The organism is Paenibacillus gyeongsangnamensis, assembly GCF_027533625.1.
In the GTDB taxonomy this organism is placed as follows: domain Bacteria; phylum Bacillota; class Bacilli; order Paenibacillales; family NBRC-103111; genus Paenibacillus_G; species Paenibacillus_G gyeongsangnamensis.
The window spans coordinates 42,414-55,373 of the sequence record NZ_JAQAGZ010000020.1; the positions used below are offsets into that span (position 1 = coordinate 42,414).

Annotated in this window: 14 protein-coding genes; 12 read left to right on the top strand and 2 right to left on the bottom strand. The window is 56.5% G+C overall.

Annotated features, from left to right (window positions below; translation table 11 throughout):
- The first annotated feature begins 2 nt into the window (after positions 1-2).
- From O9H85_RS26545 to O9H85_RS26555, 3 genes are all read left to right on the top strand, one after another.
- Positions 3-653: a trimeric intracellular cation channel family protein gene (locus O9H85_RS26545; protein ID WP_269884426.1), complete on the top strand. Its 651-nt coding sequence runs from the start codon at positions 3-5 to the stop codon at positions 651-653.
- Between the two features lie 17 nt (positions 654-670).
- On the top strand, positions 671-1,162 hold the full coding sequence (locus tag O9H85_RS26550; RefSeq protein WP_269884427.1) for a hypothetical protein: 492 nt from the start codon (positions 671-673) through the stop codon (positions 1,160-1,162).
- 191 nt (positions 1,163-1,353) lie between these two features.
- Positions 1,354-2,091 carry a YhcN/YlaJ family sporulation lipoprotein gene (locus O9H85_RS26555; protein WP_269884428.1) on the top strand — a complete coding sequence of 246 codons (738 nt, stop codon included), beginning with the start codon at positions 1,354-1,356 and terminating at the stop codon, positions 2,089-2,091.
- A gap of 257 nt (positions 2,092-2,348) precedes the next feature.
- On the opposite strand, the gene O9H85_RS26560 is transcribed toward O9H85_RS26555, so the two are convergent.
- Positions 2,349-3,038, bottom strand: a complete 690-nt coding sequence (locus tag O9H85_RS26560; protein ID WP_269884429.1) for a response regulator transcription factor — start codon at positions 3,036-3,038, stop codon at positions 2,349-2,351.
- A 234-nt stretch (positions 3,039-3,272) separates the two neighbouring features.
- Here O9H85_RS26560 and O9H85_RS26565 point away from each other — a divergent pair, with 234 nt between their 5' ends.
- Both O9H85_RS26565 and O9H85_RS26570 read left to right on the top strand, forming a co-directional pair.
- Positions 3,273-3,464 carry an aspartyl-phosphate phosphatase Spo0E family protein gene (locus O9H85_RS26565; protein ID WP_269884430.1) on the top strand — a complete coding sequence of 64 codons (192 nt, stop codon included), beginning with the start codon at positions 3,273-3,275 and terminating at the stop codon, positions 3,462-3,464.
- A 95-nt stretch (positions 3,465-3,559) separates the two neighbouring features.
- Positions 3,560-3,784, top strand: coding sequence for a hypothetical protein (locus O9H85_RS26570; RefSeq protein ID WP_269884431.1), 225 nt, complete (start codon positions 3,560-3,562; stop codon positions 3,782-3,784).
- 42 nt (positions 3,785-3,826) lie between these two features.
- Here the strand turns inward: O9H85_RS26570 and O9H85_RS26575 are convergent, their stop codons facing one another.
- Complete coding sequence (locus O9H85_RS26575) at positions 3,827-4,141, bottom strand: winged helix-turn-helix transcriptional regulator (protein WP_269884432.1); 315 nt, start codon at positions 4,139-4,141, stop codon at positions 3,827-3,829.
- A 311-nt stretch (positions 4,142-4,452) separates the two neighbouring features.
- Between O9H85_RS26575 and O9H85_RS26580 the strand changes: the two genes are divergently transcribed.
- The 7 genes from O9H85_RS26580 (at position 4,453) to O9H85_RS26610 (ending at position 12,898) form a co-directional block, all read left to right on the top strand.
- A complete protein-coding gene (locus O9H85_RS26580) occupies positions 4,453-5,301 on the top strand; it encodes an ATP-binding protein (protein WP_269884545.1) in 849 nt (282 codons plus the stop codon).
- 23 nt (positions 5,302-5,324) lie between these two features.
- On the top strand, positions 5,325-7,283 hold the full coding sequence (locus O9H85_RS26585; protein WP_269884433.1) for a nitric oxide reductase activation protein NorD: 1,959 nt from the start codon (positions 5,325-5,327) through the stop codon (positions 7,281-7,283).
- Positions 7,284-7,314: 31 nt separating this feature from the next.
- Positions 7,315-8,496, top strand: a complete 1,182-nt coding sequence (gene purT / locus O9H85_RS26590) for a formate-dependent phosphoribosylglycinamide formyltransferase (protein WP_269884434.1) — start codon at positions 7,315-7,317, stop codon at positions 8,494-8,496.
- Between the two features lie 35 nt (positions 8,497-8,531).
- Positions 8,532-9,008: an acyl-CoA thioesterase gene (locus tag O9H85_RS26595; RefSeq protein WP_269884435.1), complete on the top strand. Its 477-nt coding sequence runs from the start codon at positions 8,532-8,534 to the stop codon at positions 9,006-9,008.
- A gap of 226 nt (positions 9,009-9,234) precedes the next feature.
- Complete coding sequence (locus O9H85_RS26600; protein ID WP_269884436.1) at positions 9,235-9,510, top strand: hypothetical protein; 276 nt, start codon at positions 9,235-9,237, stop codon at positions 9,508-9,510.
- A gap of 96 nt (positions 9,511-9,606) precedes the next feature.
- On the top strand, positions 9,607-11,316 hold the full coding sequence (locus tag O9H85_RS26605; RefSeq protein ID WP_269884437.1) for a sensor histidine kinase: 1,710 nt from the start codon (positions 9,607-9,609) through the stop codon (positions 11,314-11,316).
- Positions 11,317-11,320: 4 nt separating this feature from the next.
- Positions 11,321-12,898 carry a response regulator gene (locus O9H85_RS26610; RefSeq protein ID WP_269884438.1) on the top strand — a complete coding sequence of 526 codons (1,578 nt, stop codon included), beginning with the start codon at positions 11,321-11,323 and terminating at the stop codon, positions 12,896-12,898.
- Positions 12,899-12,960: the final 62 nt, after the last annotated feature.

Genomic DNA, 12,960 nt, shown 5'->3' on the forward strand with positions numbered 1-12,960 from the left:
AAATGGACTCGTTACTGGAACTCAACCTGCAATTTTTCAGCATCATTGGGACGATTGCCTTCGCCGTATCTGGAGCCGTGGTGGCCATGGAGGAGGAATACGACATTCTGGGCGTGTTCGTACTTGCTCTGGTCACGGCTTTCGGAGGCGGCGTAGTGCGGAATCTGCTCATCGGCATTCCGGTTACGACGCTTTGGGGGCAAGGATTATACTTGAAGACGGCGATGATCGCGGCTTTCCTGGTCTTTATCGTGCCTGTCAGCTGGATACGTCGCTGGAAGACATGGGAAGCGCTTTTTGACGCGATCGGGCTCTCGGCCTTCTCCATTCAAGGGGCGCTGTATGCGACGCAAATGAAGGTGCCGCTCAGTGCGGTGATCGTAGCGGCCATGCTGACGGGGATCGGCGGAGGCATCATCCGCGACGTGTTGGCAGGCCGTAAGCCTCTCGTGCTTCGCGATGAAATTTATGCCATCTGGGGGATGTTGGCCGGACTTGCCGTCGGTCTCCATTGGGCCGAGGGGACTTGGCAGCTGCCCGCCCTGTTCGTAGCGATCATCATGCTGCGGATGCTGTCCGTCACCTACAAATGGCGGCTGCCGCGGCGATCAATCCGGCTCCAGGAAAGTCCTCGTGCCGAATTGAATCGATAAGATGAGGAGGATAGGAAATGAGCGCATCATGGCAAGAAAGCAAGACGGTTTCGTCCGAGTCGCTGCAGGAGCGGCTGCAAACCATCCGCCCGTTACAGCAAGAAGAGCATGAGCAATATGAGATTGCCAAGGATCGGCTGACCGGCGAGCATTATTTGCACTATGCTTACTTGCACCGCAATTTCGCGGCGGTCGGACCCGGAGCAGGGGAGGCCGAGGTGTTCCACCATCTGATGCCGATCGATAACGACGAGGTACTCGGTTTGTTGTTCAATGACGAGCCGTTCCTATATCCTCAGCATTGGACGAAGCCTTTTCTGCGGAACGGCCCGGAAGGGGATTACGTTTGGTTTGACCCGTCTTACGTGGCGGAGGAGGAAGAGGACATGGCCGCCGCCATCCGTATCACCGAAGAGCTTGCCCGTTTTCGAGAGGAAGGCGATTACTCCGAGGAAGCGATCAAGCGGCTGTTCGAACGGACGAACGGCAAGCGCGAGCAGGATTCTTAAGTCGTTAAACCAGCCGCATCCGGCTTTTTGCCGGGTGCGGCTTCTTTTTTAGCTAACGGACCGGCTAATCGGAACGACTTCGATAAGAAGTTTTTCTTAAGCTGCCCTGCCGCCCTGCGCATATTTTCCCTGGGAGGAATCATCCTAACGTAGAGACTCACCAACGCACAAGCAAAGGGAGCGACGAGAAGATGATCACGAACACCTGGGTAGGAAAAACGGCTCTCATCGGAGCGGTAGGCGGACTACTGCTGCTGGGAGCTTGCGCGGGCAATAAGCCGCAGGCCAGCCCTCCGGGCGGAGGGCTGGAGGATCACCGACAGCATGCCTTGTACGACCGGGATTCGCGCAACAACGAGGACCCGTCGCTTGGAATCAAGCAAAGGTGGGCGGATGAACAGAAGGGGAATCGTCAAGCTCAGAGTCCCGAGGCCGCTGCCCCGCTGGATATGACAAACCGGCATCTGAGTAAAACGATGGCGTTCGACCCGGCCCTTGCGGAGCGGGTAAAGCAGGTTCCAGGTGTGAAGGAAGCGACCGTCCTGCTGACGGAAGTGAACGGTTACGTGGCGGTAGTGATGGACGGGCATGCGGCCGAGACGGAAGCCGATCCGGATATGATGAACTATCCGATTACATCCAAAGGCGGTATCGGCTTGTTCGGCACGGACAAAGGGGCGACCCGCGTTAACTGGACGGATCCGGGAGGACTGACGGACGGTAAAACGGCGGAAATTACGAAGGTGGTCGGCGATCGTGCGCATACCGGGCTGCAGCGGGTTTACGTTTCGGCAAATCCGAACTTTGTGCAGCGTATCCGGTTCTATGCCAAAGAAGAGCGGGAGCGCGGATCGTTCTCCGATTACTTCAACGAATTCAATACGATGGTTCAACGCGTGTTTCCAAACGATGTCAATACCCGCAAATAATACGGTCGACTAATGCGATGCGTCCACACCGTCATGCAAGGCGGTTCTTATGCTGCAGCGAACTTTCGAGCCCCATGCCATGAATCCAGGATAAACGGCTACGCCGTCCTTGTCTTACAAGGACCAGCGCGTTTACCAAGGTTGATGCGAAGCTATAAGTACGAAAACTTATAAATTCTTATCAACTCACAAAGAACTCCTTTGACAACAAAGGAGTTCTTTGCGATTATTGCCGTCGATTGTATCCTTACCTGCGATCATATTTCAAATTTATACCCGACGCCCCATACGGTCTTAATATATTTAGGCTCCTTCGGATCCGCTTCGATTTTCTTTCGGAGATTCGTGATATGAACATCAACGGAACGCTCCGTCACGAAGGAATCGATACCCCGGATTTTGTTCAGCAGTTCTTCCCTGGAGAACACCTTGCCCGGATGCAGCCAGAAATTTCGCATAATTTCAAACTCTGAGTAAGTCGTTTCGACCGGCTGACGGTGCACATAAATACATCGTTTCTCCAGGTCCAGATGAATATCCTTGGGGCCCTCCGCAGCCGGCTCCGACGATTTTGCAGCACCCTGCATAGCGGAGCGCCGAAGCAAAGCATTCGTCCGCGCAGCCAGCTCCCTCATGCTGAAAGGCTTGCATAAATAATCATCCGCGCCGATCGTCAGCGCGTTCACGCGTTCGGACACTTCATTCTTAGCGGACACGATCATGATCGGTACCGAGGAAAAGGATCGGAAGTACTTGCACAGCTCGATTCCGTTCGTATCCGGAAGCATGAGATCCAGAATGACGACATCCGGCTCCTGCTCGCCGAACATTTGCTTTCCCTGCTGACCGTCGGATGCGCACAAGACCGAATAATGTTCTTCCCCCAAATAAATGGATATCATATCCGCGATGCTTTGATCATCCTCAATCAGCAATACTTTCGACATGGTCTGACACCCCAAATGTTAGAAAAATGTTAGGAAATTTCATGGAAAATAAACCAGACCTTGCAACTTTTTAAATAGTTCGGATTCATAATGAATATTGAAACTGGGGATGATTCCCTTTTTAACGATCCGGGTATTTATAACTGTAACGGAAATTAGGCTGATGTACAAGTGATCGCATATCCCACTTAAGCACTATTTGTTCGTCATTAAGCACGAATGGGGGAAGTCAATATGCTTTTGAACGATAAACTGCAGAACCAAATTCGAGGATGCATCCAAGATCTGAACGATTTGGTCAACGATCAAGGCTATGCTCTAACAGACCCTCCCGTAATGAAAAAAAGTATGGAGCTCGACGAGCTGATCCTGCAGGCCATGCGGAGCCAATCGCTTCGCCGGAAAAACGCCGTTCCCCTCCATTAAAGAGCCATACCCATATACATAGCTTTCGCGGAAAATGGGCATACCTAAAGTCAGCCGCCGCTGCGGTATGATTCTCCAAAAGGGGTGTTCCGGCCGTGAACAGCTGCTACAAAGTCAGAGCTTGCTGCAGCACTTATGGCTGCGATTATGTCGCGCATAAGGATGTCATTAGGACGATCAACCATGAATCGTCCTTTTCTTTTTGTATGTACGCGAACAGCTTGACGGATCAGGAATTTGCGATGAAATGCCCGGAATGCGGCAAACGCATGTTTCTGTATCCCGTAACGCAATTGGCCGAAGTCCTGTATTACGAATAAGCGGGATTTCGGCCTTATTCAAAAAAAACCGCGGGCCGGTGATCAGACCCACGCTTCTCCCCAATTCTGAACCGCATCCATGACCGGCTGCAGCGCTTTCCCTTTGGCGGTCAGCTCGTATTCGATGCGAACCGGCGTTTCCGGATATACATGCCTTACTATCAAACCGCAGGCTTCAAGCTCCTTGAACCGTTCAGCCAGCATGCGGTCGCTCATACCGGGAATCATCTCGGATATATCCTTGAATCGGCGGGGTCCTTCCAGAAGTCCGCGAATGATCAATCCCGTCCAACGTTTCCCCAGTATTTCAAAGGCCGCCTCGAACTTCGGACACATTTGATGCAGATGGTCTGCCATGGCTATCACCTCTTCTGCCTTTATTTTAACATAAGTTACTTGTCAAAAGTAAGCTTTTTTGTTTCTATATACTTACAAATAGTAAGTTATAAACTATTATATAACTTGTTGATGTCTTGTTCAAGTCATACAGGCCTAAACTTCGATTTCGCTTCGTTACCGTATGGCTTTGTTCTTGAAAAATCCGCCGAAGTACAGTATAACTGCGATATACGTCAAAAAAGAGGAGAAATAGTTGTCTCATGCTAACGAATGATCATCATAGCGCAGAAGAGCAGCTGACCGCATTGCTGCCGGAGGCATTAGCCCGTATGGTGCTTGAAAGGCGAAGCCGTAGACTGGAGTCGCTGGAAGACGAAGCCTTCGCTTTGATCGGCAGCGGCGGTTATGTGGCTTCGGAAGCCGATGCCTTGGCGGATGCCGTGCTGGCTTTGTCTCTCGGTAAAAATGTGCTTCTGCAAGGACCTACCGGTTCGGGGAAAACAAAGTTGGCAGAGACGCTGTCTTGGCTGTTCGCCCAGCCGCTTTACGCCGTCAACTGCTCGGTCGATCTCGACGCCGAAGGGTTGGTGGGATTCAAAACGCTTGCGCTGAAAAACGGTCAATCCGTCATCGAATATATCCCCGGGCCGATCGTCAAGGCGATGAAGCAGGGTCATTTCTTATATATTGACGAGATCAATATGGCGAAGCCCGAGACGCTGCCGCTCATTAACGGCGTATTGGATCATCGCCGCACCTTGACGAACCCGTTTACCGGGGAGCGGGTCCAAGCGTCGGAAGGCTTTGGCGTCATCGCGGCCGTCAATATCGGCTATGTCGGCACCGTGCCGATGAATGAAGCGCTCCGGAACCGGTTCGTCGTCATCGAAGTCCCCTATCTTGGGGGAGCCCGGCTCCGGCAGCTGCTGTGGGAGCAATCCCGGCTCAAGGACGGGCTTTTGCTGGACCGGTTCGTACAGCTGTCCGCCGACCTTCAGGAGCAGATCAGGTCGGGCCAGCTGGCCGAAGAAGCGGGCTCCGTCCGGGCGCTGCTCGATGCCTGCGATTTGGCGGCTTATATGGAGCCGCTGAGGGCCATCCGCATGGCCATTACGGACAAGCTGGAGGACGAACGCGAGCGCGCGCTGGCGGCTAACCTGGCGGAAACGCTGTTCTAGCGCTTAAGGGAGGAATGGGCGGCGTGCGCTTTTTGGAAAATGAAGTGGATTCGCTTCAGCGGATGCAGCTGACCGATTTGGCAAGAGCCTTCAGCGGGGAACGCGAGTTGAAGCTGGAATTTTCTTATCTTGCTTATTATGACGCCAATGTGCCTGCCGTAGGCGTCAGCGCATTCTGGAAAGATTATGATCCGGAAACCGCCATGAGCGGCATGAAGGCGGACATCTACCTCCGTACGCTGGGCAGCGCCTGGTATTCGGACGCCGAGGCCATCCGGACTTATTTGGCATGGACGGACAAGGAAGCCCCGCAGCCGGAGCTTGCCAAACAATGGTTTGCGCTGGGAGAGGAATATCGGCTAGAATACATTTGTACGCGGCGCAGACCCGGCATGCTCCGGGCTTTTGAAGTGCGCCGCAGGCGGTACGGAGTGTATTATGCCGCGAAAGCCGCAATGCACGGGGGACGGCAAGAACGGGCGGACGCGCTGCTCTGCGCGCTGGCGGCCTACTGCTGCGCGCTTCCCGGGGGAGAAGGGCTGCAGGAAGCGGAAGCCACGCTCGAGTCGGCTTGTCTTGCGGCTGGCCTGCAGCAGGAGAAAACGGAGCGGGTGAAGGCGTTTCCGGGCCTCGTACAGAGGCTTGAAACGACAGCGGAAGCGGCCGAGCTGTGCCGGGCATGGCTAACGGGATGGGATCAGGCAGACCTTAGCGATTGCCGAAGCGTTTATTTCGCCATCGGCCCCGGCTCCGGTTCGGGTGAAGCGTTTCCTTTATCTTATATCGGCGAATTGAAAAGGACGCGCAAGCATAAGCCGAAGGGCTCAAGGGAGGAATCGCCGGCGGAGGAACGGCCGGAGCAGGGCGAGCGCCTTCCTGCCTGGCACCGGGACACCGAGAAGCGGGAAGACAGCCTCCTGCGCTTCGACATTGAGCAGGGCGGCGTCAGCTCCCGCATCGGAGACCACGTGCGGGAGGGAGATGCGGGCGATCAGGCGCTCGGGATCGTCCAAGGCGCTTCGGGAGCGGCAGACCGTCAGGAACAAGGGGACGCGGACGAGCGGCGCCAGCGTCTCGGCAGCCCGCCCGGCGGGCATGGCGGCTCTGCCGGATCTCCGCTGCATCGCAAGGTGCATGCGGAGTGGCGGGAAGCGAAGCCCGCCGAAGACGCGGACGAGCTGGCGCGTTACCGCGCTCTCGTCCGGGCGGCCGCTCCGATGGTGAAGCCGCTGCAGCGGACGATCCGTCTGACGCTCGAGCAGCGGCGGACGGAAGCCCGCAGCGGCCTGCCCGCGGGCCGGCTCGGACGCAAGCTGTACCAGGCGGCCTGGGAGCCGCTGCCCCGCGTATTCGAGAAGAAACGCGAGCCGGAGCGGGAGCCCGATGCGGCGATCGCCCTGCTGATCGACTGCTCGGCATCGATGTACGACAAGATGGAGCAGGTGCATCTCGGCGTTACATTGTTTCACGAGACGCTGAGATCGCTCCGCGTGCCGCATGAAATTGTCGGCTTCTGGGAGGACGCCGACCAGGTTACGTCAGAAGCCGTGCCGAATGTGTTTCATGTCGTCACGGATTACAGCCGCTGCTTCTCCGGGCGAATCGGACCCGCCATTCTCCGGCTTCAGCCCGAGCAGGACAACCGGGACGGGTACGCGATCTCAGAGATGGCCTCGCGGCTCCTGCGCCGACCCGAACGGCAGAAGGTACTGCTCGTTTTCACCGACGGGGAACCTTCGGCCTCGGATTATCATGAAGAGGGCATCGTCGATACGTCCGAAGCCGTGCTGAGCGCACGGCGCAAGGGAATCGACGTGATCAGCCTGTTCCTCGGCAGTGGCGGACCTATCCGCGATACGGACAGCATCGCCATGCGCAACCTGTACGGCCGCGGCACGGTACTTGTACCTGAGGTGTCAGAGCTAGGCCCGCAGCTGGCGCCGATCTTGAGGCGGCTGCTGCTGAAGCGGCTGCAGCGTTAGTTATTTTTTACTTTTAGGGGGAGAATAGGATATGTACGGTTCGCCATTATCGGCTCAGGCCAAAAAAATGATGCTGCTCGGCTCGGGAGAGCTGGGCAAGGAAGTGGTCATCGAAGCACAGCGGCTCGGGGTCGAGACGATCGCCGTTGACCGGTATGCGGATGCGCCGGCCATGCAGGTGGCTCATCGCTCCTATGTCATCAACATGCTGGACGGCATGGCATTGCGCAGTCTGATCGAGCAGGAGAAGCCGGATCTGATCGTGCCGGAGATCGAAGCGATCGCAACTCAGACGCTGGTTGAGCTCGAGCAGGAGGGCTATCGCGTCGTGCCGACTGCAACCGCGGCAAGGCTGACGATGGACCGCGAGGGAATCCGCCGGCTGGCGGCGGAGACGCTCGGCCTTCCGACGGCGAAGTACGCTTTTGCCGACAGCTTGGAAGAGCTTCGGCGCGCCGTTGCCGAGATCGGTACGCCCTGCGTAATCAAGCCGATCATGAGCTCCTCCGGCAAAGGCCAGAGCGTCTGCCGGACCCCGGAGGAGGTAGAGTCCTCTTGGAATACGGCGCTGGAAGGCGGCCGCGCCAAACAAACCCGCGTTATCGTCGAAGAATTCATCCGCTTCGATTCGGAGATTACGCTGCTGACGGTGCGTTCCGTTACGGGAACGAGCTATTGCGCGCCGATCGGCCATATCCAGAAGGACGGCGATTATATCGAATCCTGGCAGCCGCATCAGATGAGCGAGCGGCAGCTGGAGGAGGCCCGCCGCATCGCGGGCGCAATCACCGAAGCGCTCGGCGGAGCCGGCATATATGGCGTGGAGTTGTTCTTGGCGCCGGACAAGGTCATCTTTAGCGAAGTCAGCCCGCGTCCGCACGATACCGGCATGGTAACGATGGCTTCGCAGGATTTGTCCGAATTCGCGCTGCATGTGAGGGCGATCCTTGGCTTCCCGATTCCTTCCATACGTCTCTTGACCCCGGCCGCATCTTATACGCTGAAGGCGGACCGCGAGACGCCGCATTTCCGGATCGGAGGAATCAACGAGGCCTTGGCGCTGCCCCAAACCCAAGTACGGGTATTCGGAAAGCCGGAGACCAAAATCGGCCGCCGGATGGCCGTTGCTTTGAGCTCGGCCGATACGGTGGAGGAAGCGAGAGCGCTGGTGCGTAAGGCCGCTTCGTCGCTATATATCGAGTACGGACAATAACAAGAGTATAAACGGACAGCAGGAGGCTTCTTGATATGGAACCGAAACCGGTTAGCGCGTCGCGCAGCATTATGACCGATATTATTTTTCCTTCGGATACGAATTACCATGGAACGTTGTTCGGCGGGGTTGTCATGAAATATGTCGACAAAATAGCGACCATCGCTTCGATGCGCCACTCCCGCAAGGGCGTCGTCACGGCATCCAGCGACAGTCTGGACTTCCTTGCTCCCGTTAAAGTCGGGGAAGCGCTGCTGCTGGAGGCGTTCGTATCCTGGACGCATCGCAGCTCCATGGAGGTCTATGTAAAGGTGGAGTCGGAGAATTTGTCCACCGGCGAACGAAAAACGACGGCGACCTCCTTCCTGACCTTTGTCGCGCTGGACGAGGATGGGAAGCCGACGCCGGTACCTCCTGTATTTCCGGAGACGCCTGAGGAGAGGGCGCTATTCGATACCGCGGAGGAACGTTATGAAGCCCGCAAGAAACGAAAGGCGCATCGAAACGGCTAAGTTCCCATGTTCATGGGAAACTACCAGGTTGGGCTGTGAAGGCCGGTCTTGACGCTCCGCCGGCCGGCTTGCCGGATAAGGTCCGGTTCGCTGTCCGGCGGACGCTTCGATAAAGGCTGCATCTCCGGCAGCAAAAGGAAACCTGCTTGACGGCGATTACTAAAAAACGATATCATTCTATATACAGTACGTCCGCAATACCATCACCAGAAAAGAGGTGCACACCATGGCATATCAACCTCAGGTCATCGATGCCAAGATCGTGAGCCACAATCCGAAGAACGGATTGTTTGAAATTGTAGCCCAGCTTAAAGATCGTACGGTATGCCGGGTCATTTATGAAACGGATGCGTCCGGAAAGCCGGTGCCGACCCACATTAACCGTCTGCTGAAGGAGCCTTGCCCGATTTGCCGGAAAGATTTCCTATGCAATTGCATGACGAAATTCAAAGACGATATTTCCGCTCAGGCTCTGGATAAAGCCGGAGCGCCGACGGCGTAGCGACAAAATACATACCGCAGCTTCAAAAACCCGTGGACATCCGAAGCCCGCGGGTTTTTGCACATTGCGGCAGAGCGGCAGGGGATTAACGACGCAATGATACGTATGTTCATGTTTCTGGGACTAACATGGATCACGGCGCTGGCGGGTTCTTTAACCTTCCTCTATGCGCGTTCGGAAAGCCAGCTGCGGCAGGAAGCGGAACGTCAAGGCAGGATATGGCAAGCTTACACCGTCAAGCAAGTGGAGCAGACCGTCGCCGAACTCGACCGGATCGTGCGCGCGCTTTCCGGAGATTATGCCGTTCGGCGCTACGCGGAAAGCGGCTTTGCCCGCGAGGGCGGAGAAGCAGCGTCCATGAAAGAGCACGTTGAAACGCTTATAAAGCAGCAGACAAGCCAGTTTCCCTTTATCAACGAACTTTGTTTAAGCCACATCTCTACGAAATCAGCCATCTGCAACAAGCCGTCCCCGGACAGCCGTCCGCTTAGCTTCTTCAGCCTTCCTGCTCTCTCTCGTTCGGACAGGGGAGTGCTGATGCTGGCGGCCATGCCGGGGGATGGAACGCAGAGCCCACAGGAGCTCGTCTACGCTGCGCCGCTGCTCGACCGGAGCAATAATGTAATTGCCGGCGTCGTATCGGTTTCGTTGAATCCTTCGTATTGGTTGAAGGAAGCGTTTCCAACGGATCCGCACTTGCGCTTTGATTTGACGGATTCGAACGGTGCGGTCATTTATAGGCATGACGGGGGTCAAGAGAGGACAAACGGCTTGCCGAACGTAGAATCTGCGGCGAATGGCGGTTCGGACAATGGAAAGATCGCGCTAGTGACGCAGCTCGGACTTTCGCAGGCCGCATGGACGCTGACAGCGGAGGTTGAGCCGGTAAACCCGCTGGCCGATCGCCGGAATGTGCTTTGGACCTCCCTCATTGCATTGCTCATGTCTTCTCTGGTGGCCGCCTCGGGGGCGCTGCTGTACAGACGGACCTTTGCCGCTCCCCTCGGCAAGCTGCGCGCACTGATGAAACGGGCGGAGTCCGGGGATTGGAATGCGTATTGGGTCGGTAAGAGCATTGTGGAGGTGGAGGCGCTGGCGGAAAGCTACAATCAAATGCTAAACCGGCTTGAGGAGCTGATCCGTCAGGTCAAACGTGAGGAAGCGCTCAAGAAGGAAGCGGAGTTGGAAGCGCTTCGATACCAGCTGAATCCGCATTTCTTGTACAATACGCTGAATACGATCAAATGGGTGGCCAAGCTCAACCGGACGCCGCTCATCGCAGAAGCGGTTACGGCGCTCGTAAGGCTGCTGCAAGCGAGTCTCGGCAAGAAAGGGGATTTCATCGAGGTTCGCGAGGAGATCGGTCTTCTTCAGGATTATATGGAGATTCAACGGTTTCGTTACGGCGATAAAATCGTCTTGAAATGCGAGATGGAACCGGAAGCGGGACGCTGTCTTCTCCCTTGTCTGCTCCTTCAGCCGCTGGTAGAGAACGCCATCGTACACGGGATTGAACCGGCCAAGCGGGAGGGGATCATTTCGGTTCGGATCGGGCTTGATATGCCGCGGCAACTGCTCTTGTGCCACGTCGAGGATAACGGATTAGGGATGGCGCCCGAGCGGCAAGGAGATGAGGCGTCCGAAGGCAGCCGGATGCGGGAACGGATGAGCGGCATCGGGCTGAAGCATATCCGGGAGAAAATTCGGCTGTATTACGGTCCCGGTTACAATATGCATATGGCCAGCAAGCCGGGAGAAGGCACAACGGTACGCTTAACCCTGCCGATGCATATGAACGGAGGTTGAGAGGATGAAAGTGCTTGTAGTGGACGACGAGCCCATCATTCGCCGAGTGCTTCGGACGATGATCGATTGGGCTGCGATCGGCCTGGAATGGTACGGCGAAGCGGAAGACGGCGTGGAAGCGATGGAAGCGATACGCGCCGGAGGCGTCGATATCGTAATTACGGATATCTTGATGCCGCGCATGGACGGGCTGGAGCTGGTGCGCAGGCTGCAGGGCGAGGCGCCGGAAACCGCCGTCGTCGTGCTCAGCTGCTTGGACGACTTTCAATATGTCAAGGAAGCGATGAAGCTGGGTGCCCGCGATTATGTGCTGAAGCCGACGATGGAGCCTGAGGAGCTCGGCCGAATTTTGCTCGAGACGAAAGCTTCGCTTCTATCGCAGCGTAGGGAGAAGCGGGAGAGGCAAGTCTGGCAGCAGCAGCTCGAGCAGTCCAAGCCTATGCAGCTCGGACTTAAGCTGCGCGGCATGCTCGAATCGGGAGAGCCGCTGCCGGACGAGGAAGGAATCTCTGGTGTGAGCGAAGGGTCCTGCTGCTGTAGTCTTATGATCTATTTCGGCACGGAGCTCCGGCATGATCCGGCGGAGGAAGGCTGGCCGGGCTCCGTATTGTGGCTGTGGCGGAGCTCAAGAAAGCTGCTGCTGCTCTACCATGAGGCCCCTGACAGCTTATGCGCCGAGCCAAACTCGGGAGACGGGCGGATATTCGAACCCGAGCCGATTGAACGGGTCCGTCTTCGGCTTTCCCGTGTTGGCTTGACGGAAGGTACGGATTACTGGTTGCATGCGCAAACCAGCATCCGGTGCATGGCGGAATTAAGATCGTCTTTAGAGCGGCATGAGGAAGAATGGAGCCGTTATTTCTACGGTTCGGCATTCCTCAAGGACGACATGCGGCAATCGCCGGCGTGGCCTTCCGAAGCCAAGCATCATTTACTGCAGGCTGCAGCGGGGGGCAACCGCGAAGGGATGACTTACGGCGCGCGGGAGGTTACCCGGGTGCTCCAAGAGTCGAGACCGCAGCCGGAGGAGGCCGTCGCCTATTTGCAGGAGCTGCTCCGGCTGGCTGCGGCCATGATGAGACAGCGTCACGAAGGCGCCTTGCTGGACGAATTCGAACGGTATGTACTCTCGCCGGGCACCACGGAACGGCAGCTGGAATTCCAGTCGCTCTCCACCTGGTTCCATGAAGCGTTCGAGCGGCTGGCAGGCCTGCCAGCTGCAGACACCGGGGGAGGAACGGGACAACGCAGCCCTTTTGTCCGGAAAGCGTGGGACTACATGCAGGAAAACTATCATTTGCCGATCAGCACGATCGATATCGCGGAGCATGTCCGTCTCAGCCGCAGCTATATCAGCGATTTGTACAGCAAGGAGACGGGAGAATCATTGTCCGAGGCGTTGACGCGCATCCGTATGCAAGCGGCCAAAAGGCTGCTTCGGGGCTCCGGGAGCAAGGTTTACGAGATTGCCGGGGCGGTCGGCTTCAGCGACGCCAAAGCGTTTGCCAAAACGTTCAAGCGGCTTGAGGGATGTACTCCGAAGGAGTATGCAGAATCCCTAAGCGGTAGCAGCATTATCTAAAGAATTGCTAAAATTAGCCTGTTTTGTGGTACGCTTCACAGATATTCGATTGAAATTGCTCT

Excerpts from the sequence above, each read along its gene's own strand:
- O9H85_RS26545 (WP_269884426.1), top strand. The coding sequence starts at position 3 with ATGGACTCGTTACTGGAACTCAACCTGCAATTTTTCAGCATCATTGGG.
- O9H85_RS26550 (WP_269884427.1), top strand. The coding sequence starts at position 671 with ATGAGCGCATCATGGCAAGAAAGCAAGACGGTTTCGTCCGAGTCGCTG.
- O9H85_RS26555 (WP_269884428.1), top strand. The coding sequence starts at position 1,354 with ATGATCACGAACACCTGGGTAGGAAAAACGGCTCTCATCGGAGCGGTA.
- O9H85_RS26560 (WP_269884429.1), bottom strand. The coding sequence starts at position 3,038 with ATGTCGAAAGTATTGCTGATTGAGGATGATCAAAGCATCGCGGATATG.
- O9H85_RS26565 (WP_269884430.1), top strand. The coding sequence starts at position 3,273 with ATGCTTTTGAACGATAAACTGCAGAACCAAATTCGAGGATGCATCCAA.
- O9H85_RS26575 (WP_269884432.1), bottom strand. The coding sequence starts at position 4,141 with ATGGCAGACCATCTGCATCAAATGTGTCCGAAGTTCGAGGCGGCCTTT.
- O9H85_RS26580 (WP_269884545.1), top strand. The coding sequence starts at position 4,453 with ATGGTGCTTGAAAGGCGAAGCCGTAGACTGGAGTCGCTGGAAGACGAA.
- purT (WP_269884434.1), top strand. The coding sequence starts at position 7,315 with ATGTACGGTTCGCCATTATCGGCTCAGGCCAAAAAAATGATGCTGCTC.
- O9H85_RS26595 (WP_269884435.1), top strand. The coding sequence starts at position 8,532 with ATGGAACCGAAACCGGTTAGCGCGTCGCGCAGCATTATGACCGATATT.
- O9H85_RS26600 (WP_269884436.1), top strand. The coding sequence starts at position 9,235 with ATGGCATATCAACCTCAGGTCATCGATGCCAAGATCGTGAGCCACAAT.
- O9H85_RS26605 (WP_269884437.1), top strand. The coding sequence starts at position 9,607 with ATGATACGTATGTTCATGTTTCTGGGACTAACATGGATCACGGCGCTG.
- O9H85_RS26610 (WP_269884438.1), top strand. The coding sequence starts at position 11,321 with ATGAAAGTGCTTGTAGTGGACGACGAGCCCATCATTCGCCGAGTGCTT.